The organism is Limnohabitans sp. TEGF004, from assembly GCF_027924965.1.
GTDB lineage: Bacteria > Pseudomonadota > Gammaproteobacteria > Burkholderiales > Burkholderiaceae_C > Limnohabitans.
The window spans coordinates 1,451,164-1,471,163 of sequence record NZ_AP027056.1; the positions used below are offsets into that span (position 1 = coordinate 1,451,164).

Annotated in this window: 9 protein-coding genes; 2 read left to right on the forward strand and 7 right to left on the reverse strand. The window is 54.2% G+C overall.

The genetic code is table 11. The features are described from left to right. Positions 1-36: 36 nt before the first annotated feature. The 7 genes from LINBF2_RS06890 to LINBF2_RS06920 form a co-directional block, all read right to left on the reverse strand. A complete protein-coding gene (locus tag LINBF2_RS06890; RefSeq protein WP_161499655.1) occupies positions 37-468 on the reverse strand; it encodes a surface-adhesin E family protein in 432 nt (143 codons plus the stop codon). A gap of 758 nt (positions 469-1,226) precedes the next feature. Next, positions 1,227-2,714 (reverse strand): hypothetical protein, encoded by a 1,488-nt coding sequence (locus LINBF2_RS06895; protein ID WP_281887733.1) that lies wholly within the window; start codon positions 2,712-2,714, stop codon positions 1,227-1,229. Beyond that, entirely contained in the window at positions 2,711-3,286 is a 576-nt protein-coding gene (locus LINBF2_RS06900; RefSeq protein WP_281887735.1) for a hypothetical protein, read from the reverse strand. Before LINBF2_RS06900 ends, LINBF2_RS06895 begins: the two co-directional genes overlap by 4 nt. Next, on the reverse strand, positions 3,283-10,479 hold the full coding sequence (locus LINBF2_RS06905; protein WP_281887736.1) for a hemagglutinin repeat-containing protein: 7,197 nt from the start codon (positions 10,477-10,479) through the stop codon (positions 3,283-3,285). The genes LINBF2_RS06900 and LINBF2_RS06905 overlap by 4 nt, the downstream gene beginning before the upstream one ends. Before the next feature lie 84 nt (positions 10,480-10,563). Continuing rightward, positions 10,564-11,097 (reverse strand): porin family protein, encoded by a 534-nt coding sequence (locus LINBF2_RS06910; RefSeq protein ID WP_161499654.1) that lies wholly within the window; start codon positions 11,095-11,097, stop codon positions 10,564-10,566. 66 nt (positions 11,098-11,163) lie between these two features. Further along, on the reverse strand, positions 11,164-11,730 hold the full coding sequence (locus LINBF2_RS06915) for a toxin-activating lysine-acyltransferase (protein WP_104797298.1): 567 nt from the start codon (positions 11,728-11,730) through the stop codon (positions 11,164-11,166). Positions 11,731-11,739: 9 nt separating this feature from the next. Next, positions 11,740-13,446 carry a ShlB/FhaC/HecB family hemolysin secretion/activation protein gene (locus LINBF2_RS06920; protein ID WP_348773702.1) on the reverse strand — a complete coding sequence of 569 codons (1,707 nt, stop codon included), beginning with the start codon at positions 13,444-13,446 and terminating at the stop codon, positions 11,740-11,742. Between the two features lie 280 nt (positions 13,447-13,726). On the opposite strand from LINBF2_RS06920, the gene LINBF2_RS06925 reads away from it, so the two are divergent. Both LINBF2_RS06925 and LINBF2_RS06930 read left to right on the forward strand, forming a co-directional pair. Continuing rightward, on the forward strand, positions 13,727-17,209 hold the full coding sequence (locus LINBF2_RS06925) for a transglutaminase family protein (RefSeq protein WP_281887741.1): 3,483 nt from the start codon (positions 13,727-13,729) through the stop codon (positions 17,207-17,209). A gap of 121 nt (positions 17,210-17,330) precedes the next feature. Next, positions 17,331-20,000 (forward strand): circularly permuted type 2 ATP-grasp protein, encoded by a 2,670-nt coding sequence (locus LINBF2_RS06930; RefSeq protein ID WP_281891298.1) that lies wholly within the window; start codon positions 17,331-17,333, stop codon positions 19,998-20,000.

A 20,000-nucleotide genomic window follows, 5' to 3' on the forward strand; every position in this document is an offset into this window, starting at 1 on the left:
CAGGGGCTTCGCATCCAAGGGGTTGTCGGCTGGGGCTTAGCCCGAAGCAGCTTTAGAACCGCCGCACACTTCTTTCTTCAAAGCGGCGAGGTAAGTGTTGGGGCGAATCGGGTATTCGCGTGGACGCCATTCGTGCACATCGTCCGAGGCCACTTCCTTGCCCTTGCCCATTTGCTTGTCAAAGTAGCTCACAGACAGGCGCACCACCGTGTCGTTCTTGCAATACATGCGCACGCGCAACATCATCGACTTGTAGCTTTCGCCCGTGGGAGTTTTTTCAGCCTTGGGCAAATCGGTCAACACCCAAGCAAAACGCGACACGTGCACGGGCATGACAGCTTCTTTGTCAAAGTAGTACGTGGCTTCGTCTTCCTTCACCAACTCGCTCCATTCGGCAGACGCAGGCGCAGCCCAAGCCAGCAAGCTGGTAAGCACGAAAGCAACAACAGAAAGGTGGCGTGAGCGCATGATGTGTATCAAAGATAAAACTGACTTGCCTAGGGTATCGGCGGGGCTACAGAAAACTTGAGCAAAAAAGCGCACTGCTTTGGCGCGCAAGCCAGACTGCACTATGAAACATGCCTAGAGGCTTGGGGAAATGCCACACATCATTTACGAACATCACTTCGCAATAGCTGATTCATCTGCGCGGTGCTGTCTTTTTGCACTTGGTTTTGAAGTTTGATCGCTGGCTCAGTTGATGGAGCGACTACCACAGGCGGATTACCACACTGCAACAATTCGGGACGCACTTGTTCAGGTGTTGCATGGTTACGATTTGTCCACGCATATTCATCTGATGGCCCAGGAGATCTCAGTCCGCACGCTGCAACCGAACTGGCTACAACCAGTGTCAAATAAAAGGGCTTCATACTCATTGACCGTAGTAGTTGTTACGTGCGCGAATAGGAGCGTTTTGACATGCGGGCAACTCTGCTCGGTAACTTGGATCTGAGCAAGGGCCTCCCCATCCTGATTTGAAATAAAACCCCTTTTGGAACATGCATTCAACGACTCGCGTTCTTGCGTTATCTAATGATTCCCCTTCTTGTCGTTTTATGGGTTGGAGATCACCACATTCATTCAACGCCTGACGCACTTGGGCAACAGCTGGACGATTTTTACTAGTCATTGCTTCCTCATCCGAGGGTGGTGGCCTAAACCCATGAGGCGTACAAGCGCTAGCCATACTGGCGGCGGCCAGCATCAAACAGAGCAATTTCATTTCATTGCTCCTGTTTGAAGTTCTTCAAAGTTTCGAGTTTGTCATTTGACTGCTGCGATGGTGTCATGGGTGTTGCGATTGCGGGCGACGACTGCAACAACTGATTCATCAGCTCATTACTGCTCTGTTGAACTTGCGGTGCAAGTTTGTCAACCTGTTGGTATTGCGGAATCATGACAGGCGCTTTGTAGTCTGGGTTGGTTATCTTGGGTGAATTACTCTCAGGAATATTGCTCCACTGTGATTGGCACTCTTTGCCCGCCGTCCCATAACAGTTATGCGGACTAACCGTCCCAAACAATGTGTTGAGTAAATTTGCAATAGGCCCGCGCTCTTCATCGGGCTTCGCTGTCACAACGCTCTTGGTTCCATCTGCGCTCACACTCGCGTAGGCATCATTTGTTTGATTTCCACCCACGATCACTGGCGTTTTTCCAATTAGGTCGCGCGGATGAACCACCGAATTGATCTGCGCATTTTCATTGCCTGTAACTTGCTGCAACGTCTGGTTGCCCGTTTCGTTGTTTTGCGCACCGCCGTAGTTGTTCAGCTCAATCTTGGGCTGGATGGTGTTGGCGGCCGCATCCTTCATACCGCCTTGGTTATTGATGGACTGCAAAGCATTGTCTGTGGTCAATGTCCCTCTGCTATGGCTGTCAATCACTATGGCATTACCTTGCTGCGCGGTTTGTTGCACGATCTTGGCGGTTTGCTCTTCTGCGTTGGTCAACCCGACGTAGGGCGTTGCGCCGCTTTTTTGCACGCCCGCAATGATGAGCTCAGACAAGGCATTATTCGCTACAGGTGCAAAGATGATGTATTGGTTCTCTGGCTTGTTGCTGTAGTTTTTGCTGCCGTCTTCGTTCATGGTGCCGCCGTTTTGTTGCGCGTATTTCACAGCGCCGTCTAGGTCGTTATAAATGCCGTTGTTGCTGATGTGAACTTTGCCGTCTTGTGGCGAAGTTTTAAGCGCCATAGCTTCTTGCTCTGTCAGCGCAACGGCACAACTCTTGTCGCTGCACCCAGGGGGCACTCTGTACATTTGTGCCCCCGCTTTGTACATGGTTCGGTAGGCTTCGTCGGTGAATGCCGTTGCCGCATTAAACGCCAACATATTGCTAGCCTGATGATCCTGCGCCGACTTCTGCAAGCTCGCAACATCTGCCTTGGCTAAGGTTCTGTTGGTGTTGCTCGTGTATGTGTTCACCACCTTGCCATTGCTATCTGTCAGTTGCTCTTTACTGGTGTCGGTGGTTTTGCCACCAACGGCGATGCTGCCTGAGCTGATCGCGCTGGCCGTGGTGCTTGCATCACTTTGGTTGGCACTGCCGTTGTTCAAAGCATTGCCCGCTATGGCTTTGCCCATCGCGTATTTGCCGTCCATCATGTTGGTGCCCAGGCTCACACCGCTGCTGCTGGCACTGGCGCTCATGCTGTTGTTGATGTCGCTGTTGGCTCGGGCCTGCCCTCGGCTGGCGGTCAACATCATTTACGCCCGCCTGTGCCCTGCAACAGTTGATTCATTTGCGCGTTACTGTCTTTTTGAACTTGGTTTTGAAGTTTTATTGCAGGGTCTATCGAGGGTGCAATGGATATAGATTTAGGGTTTGGGTTTTTCTGCGTATTCGGCTCAACTTTAGATGGGTCGTAATCTGGCTGACAGATTTCGGCCCTAGGAACGAGTTGACAGAAGGGGCTATTAAGACGATTGGCAACGCTGCGTACTGGGATCACGGCATCAGGACTACATGCAGGAAGGTCTTTCCAGCGGGTACAACTGTCTCTTACATAAGGAATCCCCGCATTCCGCATGCATCGCTGGACTAGGATGATCTCGTTTAGCCCCTGCTGTGGCAAAAGGAACCCCTTCCCATCTGGTGCGCTAAATTCAACAGAGTCTCCAGGCACGTTGGAGCCACATTCCAACAGGGCCGCTCGGATGTCAGCTTCCCTTCCACCATCTCCAGAAAATCCGATCCACCATGCTGGAGGAGGTCTATTAATATTCGAAATACACCCGCTCAAGCCAAAAAACACTAAAAAAACAACCAGACGACTCATGGCTTTTTACCGCCTGTGTTGGTCGGTAAAACAGGTACCAAGGGTGGGGCCACATTGTCTTTACCGAAGCGATCCGTGCACTCCGCTTTACCTGCCCCATAACAGTTATGCACCGTTGCAGCACCCCCCATCGTCCTAATCACCTCTTCAAGAGCGCTGCTGCCTGGAGGAATCGTGCCGCCTGTACCTGCATTGCCGCCAAGGATTCGACCAATAAAGTCATAGTTGTTGGTCGATTGTTTGACTTCCCCAGTACCGTTAGTAATTTGATTAACTGTATTCGCCGCATCCTGTGCGTTGTAGGCCGAGCCAAACAAGTTCACATTCGTTTTTCCACCTGCGCCCCCCTGCTGTTGCACGGCTGTCAATGCGTTGCCCACAGTCATGCCGCCTCGGCTATGACCATCCAATGTAATGTCACCGCCAGTTTGTTTTATTAAATCTACGTTCTGTTGTGTCGCGTTGGTCAGGCCTGTTGTACCGTTTTCTAAAAACTTCTGATAACCCGCTACGAGCAACTCAGCCACCAAAGTGTTTGCCTGCGGGAAGTGCACCAAGTAATCCGCCGCGCCAGAACTGTTCTGCTCTGCTAGGTCTTGTGCAGGCTTAGGGTCGTTCGGTCCGCCGTTAAAAATGCCGTTGTTGGCAATGCGCGAGCCTGGCTCTATCTTGGCCTTCTCCTCTGGGGTCATTTCTTGCCATTGGACAGTGGTGTTGCCTTTGTCATCAGTCACAGGTACTTTTTTGTACATCTTGGCTTGATCCAAAAAAGACGCTTTGAACGCCTGATCAGTAAATGCAACAGCCGCCTGAAGTACCAGCATATTCCCCGCCTGCTGATCCTGCGCCGACTTCTGCAAGCTCGCAACATCTGCCTTGGCTAAGGTTCTGTTGGTGTTGCTCGTGTCTGTACTCACCGCCTTGCCATTGCTATCTGTCAGTTGCTCTTTACTGGTGTCCGTGGTCTTGTTTCCTACTGTCACCTTTGCCCCACTGATCGCGCTGGTCGTGGTGCTTGCATCACTTTGGTTGGCACTGCCGTTGTTCAATGCATTGCCAGCTATGGCTTTGGCCATCGCGTATTTGCCATCCATCATGTTCGTGCCCACGCTCACGCCACTGCTGCTGGCACTGGCGCTCATGCTGTTGCTGATGTCGCTTGTTGTCAGCGTGTTGGTGGTAAGGCTGTTTTTACTGGCGTCACTGCTGCCTGTAACTGTTGCACCTTTTAGGTCGGTGTTGCCTTGCACGTTGATGGTGAATCCACCATCACCCGCCTTAATACCGCTTTGCTCATTCGCGCTTGCGTAGTTGCTGTTGCTGTTTTGTTTGCTCTGGCTGAAGCTCGCACTGCCGCCCGTACCCACGATGGGGATGCTCAGCGCTATGCCTGTGGATTTTTGACTGGCTTGGCTGGTCGCTGTGTCCTGCAAGCTTTCTAGGTTGAGATTACCGCCCACTTCTGCCTTGACTTGGTTTGCCTTGACGTTACCGCCTTTGAGGTTGGTGTCTGCACCGCTGGTGATGTTGACCGTGTTGCCTGCACTCACATGACTGTTGTTGTACGTGGTGCTGTCGCTGTTGGCTTGGCCTTTGCCACGACTGGCAGCAATGTCTAGGCTTAGGCCTGCGCCGCCTGGACCAATGCCTACACTCACGCCCACGCTGGTGCTGCTGCTTTTGTTGCTGTTGCGGTTGCTCTCGGTGTCTGCGCTGGCGAGGATGTTGACGTCTTGGGTGGCGCTTAAGTTCACATCCTTGGCTGCAGACACATTGCTGCCTTGGATGGTCAAGTTGCCTTCGTCTGCTCCTTGGCCTGTGGCTTTGATGTTTACATTGCCACCGGCTTTGACGGTAGAGCCTGCGCCTGTATCGCTGGTGGTGGTGCTGTTGCTTTGGCTGCTAGAGCTGCCAATGCTTACGCTGACTTTGATGCCACTGGCTGCGGCTGCACCGGGTTGAGTTTTGCCATCCTCCCCAGGTTTGCCCATCACCCCATTTTTGTCATACGCGTCCTGCGTGACTTTACCTTGTTCGTAGGCGTCAGAGCCTTTGCCGAACGCGATGAGCGCATTAAGATTTCGGTTGCGATTGCTACTGCTGTCTTTGGCAGCTTGCACGGCTTGCGTGGTGGCTTGGACGCTGTCAATGATGCCGCCTTTTAAACCAACGGAAATGCTGGTTTGTTCAAACTTTTGCTCCGTGCTTTGTTTGCTTGTTTCGCGCGCTTCTTGAATATCTACAGTCTTGGCGGTGATGTTGATATCTCCCGTTGGTGTGAGCACATCGCTGCCCACTTGCTTGTACTGATCGCCTGCGGTGATGTTGAGGTTGCCGCCTACGCTGCCCACGGTGCTGGCCGCTACGGTGGTGCTGGTGCTTTGGCTGTCATCACTTTGTTTGGTTTTGCTGTAGCTCACTCCGATTGGATTAGTCCCAATACTCGAAATACTGAAGCCAGACTTGGTTTCTTGGCTGTAGTTGCTTTGCTGACTGGTGTTCTGCGCTGCTTCAATGTTGACATTGCCACCTGCTGTGAGCGTGGTTCCGCTATCACTCACCACATTAGAGCCTTTGACATTGATGTCCTTGGTCTTGGCCGCTATGTCTACCGTGCCACCACCAAAATTACTACCAACTGCTGAGCTGGTGTTGCTGACATTACGTGTCACCAAGGTTGACCCGCCCAAGAAACCACCGCCGCTCGATGTTTTATGCGCTTCGTCTAAGTTGGTGGTGTTCTCTCCGGCCAAGATGTTGACGCTGCCTGCAGCTTGTACGCCCAGTGCTTTGGTGGCCTGAACGTTGGCGGCTGAAGCTGTGAGGTCATTGCCTGCTTTGAGGTTGACATTGCCACCACCATTGATGGTGCTGCCCACGGTTTGCGTATTGCCGTAGTTCAAGTGGTTGTCCGCATCCCAAGTGATGTTGTTTTGTTCGCCAGTTTGGACAGACGCAAGGGTGAAGTTGTTGTCCGCGCTCAGACTGGTTGCACCGCTGCCTACATTTGCTACTACGCCTGCCACGATATTCAAGTCTCGTCCAGCGCTGGCCACCAATGTGCCGTTTGCTCCCGAGACGTACAAACCCGCCACACGGTCAACACCTGTTCGACTGAAGTTGGCTGAGCCAACTTGTATGTTGGTGCTCTGGGTGGTGGTTTGAATATTCAAGTCTCGCCCTGCGGTCGTACTCAGACTGTTGACTGCACCTATGTTGCCGCCAATGTTGTTGAGGTCTTGTCGTGCGGCCACACTCACATCGTCGCCGCCAATGCGCCCGCCTAAGTTGTTGATGTTTTCAGCAGTGAGGCTAACCACGTTTCGCCCTGCGATGGTGCCGCTGTTGGTCAAATCACCACTCAGGTTGATGTTCACGTCTTTGCCTGCGAGCAATGCGCCGCTGCCGTCTAAATCGCCGGGTTGGACTTTGACATACACCTGCGGGACAAGCACCTTTTGGCTAGAACCATCAGGCAGGCTGACGGTTTGCTCCACAAGCCATACGATATCGCTGGTGAGTTGGGCCACTTGCTGAGCAGTCAATGCAATGCCGGGGCGCAAGTTGTATTTCTGGCCGAACGTGATCGCGCTGGTCATCAGCGCTTTGTACTCTTGTTCGTCACTGGTGTAGTCGGCCAAGAAGCGGCGGCCTGTCAGCTCTGCCACCTGCTCGCGGATGAGCTTTTGTTCGTAGAAACCGTCGCCCAAGCGTTTTTGGGTGACTGTGGGATCAAGGCTTAAGCTCTGCGTCATGTAGTCGCTGCCTAGCCAAAGTTTTCGATCAATGAAACGGGTGTCTGTTTCAATCAAATAAGCAGACGTGAGCGATGGGTTGTTCTTGTACAGACTACTTGTGGGTAGTGTCGTCGGAGACACGGCCCCATTGCGTGCATTGGCAGACCCTGCGCCACTGGTACTACCCGAAACTGCAGCTTGAGTGCGCACGCCCACCTGTACGCCACTATTGCTGGATGCAGTGACTTGCGCCACGGAGACTGTGCTGTTGGCAGTGCTGTCATAAGCGCCTGTTTGCCATTCGTCATGGGCATGAACACAGTTGATTGAGATTTTTCCGCAAATACCAGAGCCTGGCACATGCACCAGGGTGTAAGTCGTTCCAACATCTCGAATGCTCTTGGTGGCCATCACGTCTGTATTTGCAAACGTAGAGGAACCAATATTCAATGCACCACCAACCAGAATGTGACTGGCATAGTTGGTGGCGTTGGATGAATTCAGCTTGATGTCACCGCCTGCCAGAATTTGCGCAGGATCACTGGCAGTTTGATATGGCAAATAAGTGGTGCGTGTAAACACCCGATATAAACCAGAATTGATATCTTCTCGAACGTCTAACTCTGTAGTCGCCACTCTGATTTCGTAAGCAAAGTGGTCATTAGTGTTGTTAACCGTGACGCTAGAAAGGCTTAAGTGACGGCCTGCCTCAATCGTTGCGCTGTTGTTATTTAACGTTGTCGCAGATCCAGTTGCTTGATGATTAGCGTCTAACGCTCCACCAATTGCCATGTCGCCAACGCTGTAAATAAGAGCATGCTCTCGGTTGGTCAATACACCGCTGATGCCAAGGTCTAGACGATCACGCGCTGCAATCGTGCCTGCTTTGGTGACCCCTGCAATGGTTTCGGTGTCGTTAGTGAGGTTAACCGCTGCAATTCTGAGGTGGTCGCCATAGATGCGTCCTGTGCCGATGTTGATCACCGTACCCGCGTTAACTTGCATATCCACACCGTCAATCAAGCCTCGGTTGGTCAAGGTGTTGCTGACATTGACTTGGGTGGTATTGGCCGATATCTCGCCTGTTACTGCGTTGTCAATGTTGTTGGCCGTGAGGTTGAGCGTATTGCCTGCTTGCAGTTTGCCGCTGTTGCTCACATTGCCGCTGGTGGTGAGTGTGGCGTTGCGGTTGGCAATGACTTGCCCACTGTTGCCGAAATCGTTATTGAGCGTGACACTGAGATCGTTTTTAGAGAGCACTTTGCCATCACCGCCCAAGCTACTAGCGACCACTGTAAGGGTTTTGTCGGCAATCAGCATGCCATCTGTGTTGGTGATGGCCAGTGTTCGGCTGGCTTGAGCCTGCACATCTTGCAAGGTCAGCGCGTTGCCTGCACTGATGAGGCCCGAGGTGTTGTCTGCCGTGCCAGCACTGGTAACAGACACGTCATGGTTGGCCCGAATGGCACCGGTGTTGTTGTTGAGCTTGGCGGTAGCAATGCTGACATCTTGACCTTCAAGGCCTTGGTTAGTTCCGCTGGTGCTGCCGTTGTTGACTTCACCCGCATTCAAGCTTGCGGTGGCTGCACTGCGAATGAGGCCACTGGTGTTGTTGATCAACCCTGTGGTGCCGCCGTTACGTGCTGTGAGGGTGAGGTGATCGAGCCCTTGAATTTGGCCGTTTTGGTTACTGATGTTGGCGCTGGTTGCTGTGAGCGCGCCTTTGCTACCGATGTAACCTGCATCGTTGTTAAGGTCACCTGTGTTGAGCGTGGTCGTGCCTTGAGCTGCAATGCCGCCTTTACCGTTGAGAGCCGCATTGCTGCTGGTGTAGTTGGCGGCATTGGTGTTTGTAAATGTTTGGTCGTGGGTGTTGATGACCAAATCACCGCCTACCTGTATCAAGCCAGCATCGTTGTTCAACGCATTAGTTTGCAAATTCGCTGCTTGGCCTGCTGCTAACGTACCTCCCGCATTATTGAAGTCTGCAGAAGATACAGTCAGGGTTTGGCTGGCAACTACTGTGGCATTTGCGGTGTTTAGATTGCCAGATGTTGTAATTTCTGCGTTTTTGGCACTGGTCTGGCTGCCAGACAAGTCAACACTGCTGCCTGTGAGCGTGATATTGCCTGCAGCTATGTTTTGACCATTGGCCGTGAGGCTTTGGGTTGTGGTGACATTCAAATTTCCATTGCTGGCTACTGTTCCATCAGTTTTAATGCCTGCACCCACAACGCTTGCTGAGGTGCTGCTCAGGCTGTTGGCTGTGATGCTGGTGTTGCCTTGTGCTGCGATGACGCCACTGTTAGTGACGCTGCCCGTTGCGCTGAGTGTTTGATCGTTACTTGCGTAGATTGCTCCACTGTTAGTGATGTTGCCTTGTGTGGTGATTTGCAGATTCGCACTGGCTTGCAGTGTGCCTGTCGTTGTCAACCAACCATTGTTTTGCAATACCAAGTCGCCACCCGTGGAGCCAATCGTCCCCGCACTGCGAACGCCCAAGCCTTGCTCGGTGCCGATGAGGTGAATCTTGCCTGCGTACATGCCACCAATTTGGGCCACGTCCAGCGCAAAAGTGGGTAATGCGCCTGTGCCTGCAATGGTGGTTGTGACAGGTGTTGTGTTGGCTCCAAGGCTGGAAGCGTCAATCTGGTTGGCACCTGTGACCAACTTGAGTTCATTCGCCCAAATGCCTGCGTTGACCTGTACAGCACGGGCAAGAATTGCGGAGTAGTCTGTGGTACTGAGGTCTAAACCGTTGTCATTGATGCTGATATTGCCACCTTGCACACGGTAGCCATCTAAGCTGCCGCCATTGACGATAGGTGTACCCGTGGTGAGTGTGGCTTTGCTGGTGTTGATAAAGCCACCTCCATTCACGCTGATGCCCGAGGGGTTGGCAATGATTACCTCGGCACGTTGCCCAGCGACTTCCACGTATCCATTCAGGTAACTGGGATTGGATGAATTCACCTCATTCAAAATGACACGGGCACTGCCCGTTGCTAACCACGGATTACCCTGTACCCAACCACCTTGTTGGGTTTGTACGCTGGTGCGGCTGTTGTTGAGGATGACGCCATTGCTCTGCACATCAAACTGGCTGTATACGTTGCGTGACACGCCTGCGGCACTGGGCGTTTGAATGTCCACTTGAGGGACACCGTTGGCGGTTTGCAGAACAGTCGGTTGTTGATTGCCCGGCGCATTACGGTAAGCCACCACTTGCGCGTGAGCGTTGGTTGTAGGCAATGCCCAAAGTACCGCACCTAGCGCACACAACACAGCAAAGCTGAGAGCACTGATACTGACGGTTGCATTGTCTACTATTGCTGTATGACCTGAGGCAACAGATTCCCCTATAGAACCTTTGCCCTGAGAGGATGAAGTTTCTGCCGCAGCCATGAGCTGCCCACGTCGTTTGTTGAAAATGATTCGGAATAAATTCTTGTTCATGGCGTCAACCCCTTGCTGTCAATATCTCAAACTCAATTCAATGGCGAACACAAATTTCGTTCGCCATTGATAACACCTACAAAATTAGAAGCGCGTACCCACAGAGACGGTGAAGCCTTTGGCTGATAAACCGTCTTGTTTGTAATAGTTCATGTAATCTACTTGGCCGTAGACATCTTTGGTGAATTGAGCTTGCATGCCGATGCCGTAGGACACCTTGGTTTTGGACACACTTGATGCTTCATCTTCATATTTGGAATGAGTCGCGCCAATGCGAGCAAAAGCTTCAACGTCTTTGGCAATTTCAATTTTTGGTTTTAAAGAAACACCGAATGCAGTTGCTTTAGCCGTGTAATTTGTACCTCCAACCACAGACGAATCTTTGGAAACAGTAAATGCATAACTGCCTTCAACTGATAAATTTTTATCAATCTCTTTACCAAAAGTAAATCGTGCCAGCTTAGGTGTGGCGTCAAAACCGTTGTTTTCATTTTTCAGATTTAACGCTAGATAACCTACCTCACCGTAGTAGCCTTGATTAGCCATGGATTGAGCAGAAACGGTAACTGCTGACACTGCTGCCAACAGTGCAACCAATGCGTGTTTAGAATTTTTCATTTTTAGTCTTTCAAGTAAATGTGACATTTGCCACGTTGCAATCACACCGATGTTTTCGATGCGCTCCTAAGACGAAGTTCGATTGACTTCGTCTTCGAGTTGGGTTGCCCTACGGGCTAATATGGGGCGGTTTTTCCACCACTGTTTGGCTTGCACAAGAGAGACGTGGTCACCTCGAAAAAGCATCACACGAAAACCTCTGTCACCACCGCGGTGATACAAGGACTTAAAACAGCAGCCTGTGAGTGCGGCACCTACAGCACGTCGAAATACCTTGCTGTGTCCAAACGGGGTCATCCAGTCGATTACCCACATGCGGTCACCGACAGCCCACTCTTGAGGGCTCAAGCCTTCGTCGGGGTTGTCCACATAGCGACTTTCGATTTCAGCCGTTAGATTCGCCCATGACATGTAGGCCACAGGGCGTATTTGTCCATCTATGTTTTCACTTGCCAGAATGAACTGCTGAGTTCTTAGCGCTGGCAACAACCACTGTGATAACTCTTGGAGGGGCAAGCGATTTTTATTGTTTGCATGCATAGCAAGCCACACGATGGAGCCAAATATTTCGGCCTCACTGTGTCCAGGCGCATTCAGCGCAGGTGCGGTAATGATTAAATTTCCGTACTGCATCGCGCGCTCTTAAAAACTCGCACTCAGGCTAAAACCTGCTGTGCTTCCTGATGTTTTGAAGTTATCGGGTTTATTGACAGGTGCGCCAATGAAAAAATCGTAATTCAGTTTTTGAATTGAGCCACGTAAACCCAATACCGCACCTGTCAGTCTTTTCGCGACGAGCAGTTCGCTACTGGGGCCACCTACTTGCCCTGTATCTAAGCCTAAATAAAACTCTTGGCCGCTGTCGCCCAAGGTAAAGCTCAAGTCGTTGCGCCAGAACCAGCCACGTTCCGCACTCAATACAGATTCACCGTCATAACCACGTACGGTGTAACGACCACCAATGACAAAACGATCTTGTTGCGTCAGTGGGGTTCTGTTTTTTTGAATGCGCCAAGAGCCGTTGTAGCGAATGCGCTGCACTTCATTATTTGGCCCGACCACCTTGAAAGGCAAGGTCAAATTGACATCGGCAATGACCAAGGCAAAACGCGAAGTCCCGTCATTGAAAGCCTCTTCAGGCGCTGGGATTGAACCGAATGCACCTGTACCACGCTTATAAGTTAGGTTGCTTTCAAGCGTCGCATCTTGGATGAAGGCTTTGTGATTGAGTATGCTGTCCCAACCACCCACCACACGGCGTTGCACATTGACTTCTGTGTCATCAATGTAGTTATTGCTTTTGCGCTGGAATGCACGGACTGCCAGATTGAGTTTTTGCTTGCCATCGCGCATCAACAAACGGTTGAGCTTGATCTCATTGTTCTCGCTGGTGCCTCGGTAAACGTAACTTTGGCTCAGTCCGGCCACAGTTTGGTAGTAACTACTGGCGCTAGATGTCGCCCCCAATGTCCAGTACCCCATTGGCATTGAGTAGTGGATGGTGTTGGCATGCGTTCCTCTTGGTCCACTGTCACCGCCGCCCATGCCATTGGTGTTGGTGACATAGAACAAGTCATTGAGGGTGAGTGCGTTGTCGTAGTTGACGGTCACGCTGCCTTGGTATCGACCTGTGGCTTTGGTGCCGCTGTCATCCGCATTGACAGTAAGCCTGAAGGGAAAAGGCTGACGGTACGAAACCACCAAATCACTGTCCCCCAACTGAGCACCGTCACCTTGTGCAGGCTCGATTTGAATATCGGCTTCCGCCGTGGGCACACGCTTAAGATTTTCTAAGGCTTGTTCAATGTCACGCAAGTTGAGGATGTCGCCCGCTTGCATAGGAAGGGCATTGCTCAAATTAACGCGTGGGTCTACAGGATCTGCAAGTCGAATGGCACGTATGCGTCCAGGTATCAGTGTGAGCGCCAAAGTGCCTTGGCTCATGTCTTGCTGACTGGCTAGAACCCGTGAGGTGACAAAACCACGATCTACCAAACCTTTCTGCGCCCGATCAATCAACCAAGCTACACCTTGTGCGCCAACGCATTGCGCAATAAAGACGGGCGCGTCGAGTGCAGTGAGTTGCTCAAGCAGCCAATCGAACTCAGGTAGCGGTACGCCCGAGCTGTTTTGAAGTTGAAGACGCTGAATCGAAAAGCAAGGCGTTTCGATGGGCAGTGTCTGCAAAGTCGATTTTTCTGGGACAGACAGTCGAACATCTGAGGTGCGCTCAAGTTGCTGCCTCAATTGCTGGTCTTGTTGCTGCTGTCTCTGCAACTCTTGCAGGTTACGAATGCCAAGATCACCCTCTTGTGCGGAAGTGATTTGGGCGGAGACATTGATGGACAAACATAAGACAGTCACTAGACTCGCAACTTGTTGTCCACGTCTTAGTACTAAGAGCTGTGCTGAATAATGAAGCATGCAAGTCATTCTTTAAATTAACTATTTATTACCCATAATATCCATCAATAATAATTTAGCAATTACTTTTAATTAAAAATTAGCATGCTGTTTAAAACACAACCAAGCCCTGAGCACGCACAGCAATACAAATCATGCACATGCATCCAAAACATGCACCTCTTTGGCGCATCAGCCTTGGCGCGTGTTTTGCTAGACAAACTACATGTCTATCCATGCCGCACTTCACCACGTCACCCAATACAGCTACGACCGACTGGTTGAGTTAGGCCCACAGGTCATCCGCCTGCGCCCTGCCCCGCACTGCCGCAGCAACGTGATTTCGTACTCACTCAAGGTCGAGCCCGAGCATTTCATCAACTGGCAGCAAGACCCATTCGCCAACTACCAAGCCCGCTTGGTGTTTCATGAGAAGACGACCGAGTTCAAAGTCACGGTGGACTTGGTGGTGGAAATGGCGGTGTACAACCCGTTTGACTTCTTCCTCGAACCACACGCCGAAAAGTTCCCCTTCGCCTACGGCGTGACCTCGGCCCAAGAGCTGGCACCCTACTTGGTGACCAACCGCTTCACGCCCAACTTCAAGCACTACTTCAAGTGCATCGATTTCAAAGCGCTCAAGCGTGAGCCCATTCGCACGATCGACTTTCTGGTGGAGATCAACCGCAAGCTGCACGAAGACATTGCGTACACCATCCGCATGGAACCCGGCGTGCAGACGCCCGAAGAAACGCTCACCCTGCGCAGCGGCTCGTGCCGCGACACCGCATGGTTGCTGGTGAATTTGCTGCGTCACTGTGGTTTGGCAGCCCGCTTTGCCTCTGGCTATTTGATTCAACTCGCCCCCGATGTGAAGTCGCTCGACGGTCCCAGCGGCACCGAGGTGGACTTTACCGATTTGCACGCATGGTGCGAGGTGTATCTGCCCGGCGCAGGTTGGATTGGCCTTGACCCCACATCGGGCTTACTGGCTGGCGAAGGCCACATTCCGCTGGCTTGCACACCACAGCCATCGAGCGCTGCACCGATTGAAGGCTTGGTAGACGAAGCCGAGGTGGAATTTGGCCACGAGATGAAAGTCACCCGCGTGCTTGAATCACCACGCGTGACCAAGCCCTACACCGAAGACGAATGGATGGAGGTGCTGGCCTTGGGCGACGAGGTGGACCGCCGATTGGTGGAAGGCGATGTGCGACTGACCATGGGTGGCGAGCCCACCTTCGTCACCGTGCACGACCGCGACGCACCAGAATGGAACACCGATGCACTGGGCCCGACCAAACGCGGCTTTGCCACCGAATTGGTGCACAAGCTGCGTGCCGAATATGGCGATGGCGGCTTCTTGCATTTCGGCCAAGGCAAGTGGTACCCGGGCGAGCAGTTGCCGCGCTGGGCGCTGGGCATTTACTGGCGCACCGACGGCCACCCTTGTTGGCACAACCCCGATTTGTTTGCCGACGAACGTGTGCCAAGCCAATACACCACCGAAGACGCGCAACGCTTCACCCAAACCCTCGCGCACAAACTGGGGCTGGACGACCAATACATCACCCCCGGCTATGAAGACACGTGGTACTACCTGTGGCGTGAGCGCCGCTTGCCTGTGAACGTGGACCCGTTTGATGCCAAGCTCGACGATGAGATGGAGCGCGTGCGCCTGCGCCGTGTGTTCAGCCAAGGCCTAGACAAAACCGTGGGCTATGTGTTGCCTCTCAAAGCTGGCGAAGTGGCAGGCGGCCCGCGTTGGAGCACCGGCCCTTGGTTCTTGCGCGACGAGCGCATGTACCTCGTCCCCGGCGACTCGCCCATGGGCCTGCGCTTGCCACTCGACTCACTACCGTGGGTCAGCCAAGCCGACTACCCCTACGCGATTGAGCAAGACCACTTTGCTGAGCGCAAGCCCCTGCCCCACGCGGCGGCCTTGCGTGCGCAGTACTCGCACCACGCACGCCACACACATTACGACCACCACATCAACACGCATGTGGCGGGCGGCGGCATAGCCCAAGGCGGCACGGTGGGCCTGCAAACGGGCATGGGTCAAGACGGCTTTGTGCCGGGCACCCCGCACCCTGTGCCAGCCAAAGACCAATCGGCGCATTGGATTACCCGCACCGCCATTTGCGTGGAAGTGCGTGACCCATCGCGTGCCAACGGCCCCGCCGTTGAATTGAAGGCGATGGAAAACCCACAAGGTTTGATTTATGTGTTCATGCCGCCACTCGGCGACTTGGAAGACTACCTAGAGCTGCTCAGCGCCATCGAAGCCACGGCGGAAGAGTTGGGCGTGCGCCTTGTGTTGGAAGGCTATCCGCCCCCACGCGATGTGCGACTGAAAGTACTGCAAGTCACGCCTGACCCCGGTGTGATTGAGGTCAACATCCACCCCGCCCACAACTGGCTGGAAATCGTGGACCACACCGAGTTCTTGTACAAAGCCGCGTTTGAATCGCGCCTGTCTGCCGAGAAGTTCATGACCGATGGCCGACACACCGGCACAGGCGGCGGCAACCACATCGTCATGGGCGGGGCCACGCCTGCGGACAGCCCGTTTTTGCGCAAGCCAGAACTGTTGGCCTCGCTCATCTTGTATTGGCACAACCATCCCTCATTGAGCTACTTGTTCAGCGGCATGTTCATTGGCCCCACCAGCCAAGCACCGCGTGTGGACGAAGCACGTAACGACCAAATTTACGAACTTGAAATTGCGCTGGCCGAAATCCAAAAGAACCGCGACAAGTTTGGCGATGACATGCCACCGTGGATCGTGGATCGCACGCTGCGCAACTTGCTGATTGACGTCACAGGCAACACCCACCGCAGTGAGTTTTGTATCGACAAGCTCTACTCGCCCGATTCGTCCACCGGACGTTTGGGCTTGCTCGAACTACGCGCTTTTGAGATGCCACCGCACGAACGCATGAGCATCGTGCAGCAGCTCTTGCTGCGCGCCTTGGTCGCTCGTTTTTGGGAGCAGCCTTACAAAGCATCCGCCACCCGTTGGGGCACCGAGCTGCACGACCGCTTCTTGCTGCCGCATTTCGTCAAAGCGGACTTTGACGATGTGCTGACCGAGTTGGGCGACTGTGGTTTTCAGTTCGACCCCGAATGGTTTGCCCCTCACTTTGAATTCCGATTCCCTCGCGTGGGCGATTTGCAAACACTGGGCATTAACCTCACGTTGCGCAACGCCTTGGAGCCTTGGCACGTCATGGGCGAAGAAGGCTCCAGCGGCGGTACGGTGCGCTATGTGGATTCGTCGCTCGAACGCATTGAGGTGCATGTGGCAGGACTCAACCCGAGCCGCCACACCATCACCGTCAATGGCCGCCCCTTGCCTTTGCAACCCACAGGGACCGTGGGCGAATACGTGGCCGGTGTGCGTTACCGCGCATGGGCTCCGTCTTCTGCCTTGCACCCGACCATTGGCGTGCATGTGCCACTGACCTTTGACATTGTGGACACTTGGATGAAGCGCTCAGTGGGCGGCTGCCAGTACCACGTGGCGCACCCGGGTGGACGCAACTACGACAGCTTTCCTGTCAACGCGTATGAGGCTGAGAGCCGCCGCTTGTCGCGCTTCTTCCCGCTGGCCCACACGCCGGGCAAATTGGATGTGCCTCAAGCCACCGTGGGGGTGCCTGCCAGCAAAGAGTTCCCCTTCACGCTGGATTTGCGACGCGACTAAGAACACCACGCTTCTACTACTTCGCAATGCCACAACCCAAAGGCGGTGAGACAATGCAGCCACTGTGCAAAAGCCTTCTTCATCCCTCTCTGAGTCTGTTGCTACACCGCGTTTGCTGGACGTGGTGAAGGGCCTTGCGCATTCCGCCGACAGCGGGCACTTTGATGAGCTGCAAGGCAAGTGTTCGCCACTGCTTGTGCAGCCAATGGCAGAGCCTAAAACTACGCCTACGCATACGCCTGCTCCAGAAGCCGAACCCGATTTAAGCCCCGCCTGGCAAACCTTTTTTGACCAGCTCGGCAGCACAGGCCTAGACGACCTCGACCGCCGCACCCAAACCCTCGCTCGCCAAGTGCGCGACAACGGCATCACCTACAACGTGTATGCCAGCCAAGGTGGCCCACAGCGGCCTTGGGCTTTGGACCTGTTCCCCCTCATCATCACCCCCGACAGCTGGCAGCAGATTGAAGTGGGCGTGAAGCAACGCGCACGTTTGCTCGAGCGCATGATGGCCGATGTGTATGGCCCGCAGCAATTGATTCGCGAAGCCATGATTCCACCCGCCTTGGTGCAGGGCCACCCTGGCTACTTGCGCGCCATGCATGGCGTGGCGCCTGTGGGTGGGACACATTTGCACATCGCGGCGTTTGACTTGGCGCGTGGGCCTGACGGCAACTGGGCCGTGGTGTCGCAACGTACGCAAGCGCCTTCGGGCTTGGGCTACTTGTTAGAAAACCGCTTACTCATTTCGCGCCAGTTTCCGCAAGCGTTTGAGGCCATGAGCATTCAGCGCCTCGCGGCCACCTACCGTGTGTGGGTGGAGTCGCTCAAGGCGCACAGCCCTGAAGGGGCGAATGCACACGTGGCCTTGCTCACACCTGGGCCCTACAACGAAACGTATTTCGAACACGCTTACCTCGCCCGCTATTTGGGCCTCACCTTGGTCGAAGGCCATGACCTGACCGTGCGCGACGAGCGTGTGTACCTGCGCACCTTGCGCGGCTTAGAGCCCGTGCATGTGTTGCTCAAGCGCATGGACGATGAGTTCTTAGACCCGTTGGAGTTGCGCGCTGACTCCACCTTGGGCATTCCCGGTTTGCTGCAAGCCGTGCGCGCAGGGAATGTGGTGGTGGCCAATGCGCCGGGCTCGGCATTTTTAGAGTCGCCCGCTTTGTTGGGCTTCTTACCCGCACTCAGCGAAAAGCTGTTGGGCGAAGAACTGCAACTGCCGGCACTCGACACTTGGTGGTGTGGCGAACGCGCGGCCTTGGCGTCAGTGTTGCCGCGACTTGAACACATGGCCATCAAGCCCACCTACCCGGGCTCGACCACGCACGGCACGTTTGATGCAACGCTCGGTCGCACACTCACCCAAGCACAACGCGACGAATGGGTGGGCCGCATCACCCGCCAGCCCGACCGCTACACCTTGCAGGCCTACTCACCACTGTCGCAAATGCCCACGTGGAAAAACACCACCGAAGGCGTGGTGCAACGTTCGGTCATGCTGCGTGTGTTTGCCTTGCGCAACAGCGCTGGCGATGGCCCAGATGCGTGGCGTGTGTTGCCCGGTGGTTTGGCGCGCATTGCAGCACCGGATGCACAAATTGCCTCCATGCAACGCGGCGGCAGCAGCGCCGATGTGTGGGTACAAACCGAAGCCGATGTGGACCGCAGCAGCTTGCTGCCCAAGTACAACTTGGCCTCTAACTTCAAACACCGCGAGCGCATGGTCACCAGCCGTGCCGCAGAAAACTTGTATTGGCTAGGTCGCTACACAGAGCGCAGCGAAAACATGGTGCGCTTGGTACGCCTGTGCATCGAAGCACTGAACGGCGAAGACCCCGCCTCACGCAGCCTGTGGGCGTGGTTGCAATTGCTCACCCAACGCCAAGGCTTGGTGCCTGTGGGTGTGCCATCCGCGCACGCTGCCACTGACGACAAAGCCACCAGCACCCCCAGCATGGGTGCACGCCGCCGCGTGTTCGAACGCACACTCATTGCCTGCCTCGACCAAGACGACCACAGCACCAGCGTGGGCTACAACTTGCGAGCGCTCCATCAAGCTGCTTCATCGCTGCGCGAACGCTTGTCGCCCGAGCACTGGAACGCCATCGTGCATTGTGTGGACCAGTTCAGCGCCGATTGCGCACGAGCAGGTTCGCCACGCGAGTTCTCAGCCGTGCAAGCCATGCAAGCCCTCGATGCTGCTAGCTCGGCACTCGCGGCCATCACCGGCGCACAAACCGACCGCATGACACGCGATGACGGTTGGCAACTTCTGAGCATCGGCCGCCATGTGGAGCGCTTGGGCTTTTTGTCGTCAGCCCTCGACTTGGCGGTGGAAGTGGGCGCGTTTGAAGGCGCGGCTGACGAAGCGCACAGCGCAGACGAAAACAGCTCGCACTTTGCAGCTTTGTTGTCGCTGTTTGACAGCACCATCACCTTCCAAGCGCAGTACCAACAAAGCCGCGAACTGGCCCCGCTCATCGAGCTGTTGGTGCAAGACAACGACAACCCACGCTCGCTGGCTTGGGTGGCGCGTGCGCTGCGCGGACGTTTGTCGAAGTTGGCCAAAACGCCGATGGGAGAACCCGATGCACTGGCCCGCTTGGTACCCACTTTGAAAAATACCGATTTAGAACAGCTCTGCGCATCTAACGATGCAGGCCATCACCCCAACCTACGTGCTTGCCTGACCGAGTGCATGCAAGCCGCGTGGCAGGTGTCGGACGCCATCACCGCGCGTTATTTCAGCCACACCGACGACGCCGACAGCGTGGGGGCCTGA

What these genes read in the sequence shown, in the direction of transcription:
- LINBF2_RS06900 (WP_281887735.1), bottom strand. Translation starts at nt 3,286, where the DNA reads ATGAGTCGTCTGGTTGTTTTTTTAGTGTTTTTTGGCTTGAGCGGGTGT.
- LINBF2_RS06905 (WP_281887736.1), bottom strand. Translation starts at nt 10,479, where the DNA reads ATGAACAAGAATTTATTCCGAATCATTTTCAACAAACGACGTGGGCAG.
- LINBF2_RS06910 (WP_161499654.1), bottom strand. Translation starts at nt 11,097, where the DNA reads ATGAAAAATTCTAAACACGCATTGGTTGCACTGTTGGCAGCAGTGTCA.
- LINBF2_RS06895 (WP_281887733.1), bottom strand. Translation starts at nt 2,714, where the DNA reads ATGATGTTGACCGCCAGCCGAGGGCAGGCCCGAGCCAACAGCGACATC.
- LINBF2_RS06925 (WP_281887741.1), top strand. Translation starts at nt 13,727, where the DNA reads ATGTCTATCCATGCCGCACTTCACCACGTCACCCAATACAGCTACGAC.
- LINBF2_RS06915 (WP_104797298.1), bottom strand. Translation starts at nt 11,730, where the DNA reads ATGCAGTACGGAAATTTAATCATTACCGCACCTGCGCTGAATGCGCCT.
- LINBF2_RS06890 (WP_161499655.1), bottom strand. Translation starts at nt 468, where the DNA reads ATGCGCTCACGCCACCTTTCTGTTGTTGCTTTCGTGCTTACCAGCTTG.